This window comes from Photobacterium sp. R1, assembly GCF_054600795.1.
Window position 1 is genome coordinate 1 of sequence record NZ_BAAHZP010001047.1, and the last position, 232, is coordinate 232.

General features: G+C 47.8%; 1 protein-coding gene. It reads right to left on the reverse strand.

Annotated elements, in window-relative coordinates; genetic code table 11:
* Positions 1–232 (reverse strand): hypothetical protein (locus ACYP03_RS28260; protein ID WP_459782972.1); only part of this gene is annotated, 232 nt, incomplete at both ends.

Genomic DNA, 232 nt, shown 5'->3' on the forward strand with positions numbered 1-232 from the left:
CCACTGACGAATAACCTCGGTATAACACCCCAGCAGCAAGGCTTCCGCTGTAAGGTCATGCTTATCAGCAACTTGCCTTAATGACACTAAGGTCTGCGTAGGTAACAGTCTGGAAAGGCGTTGAATATTGGGATGTTCAATTTGTTGCGGGGAAATATTGAGTGGCAGTTCAGGCGCTGGGGGAAGATGATTAATACGTTCAAGCCAGTATTGCTGGTCGTTCTGACCCTGT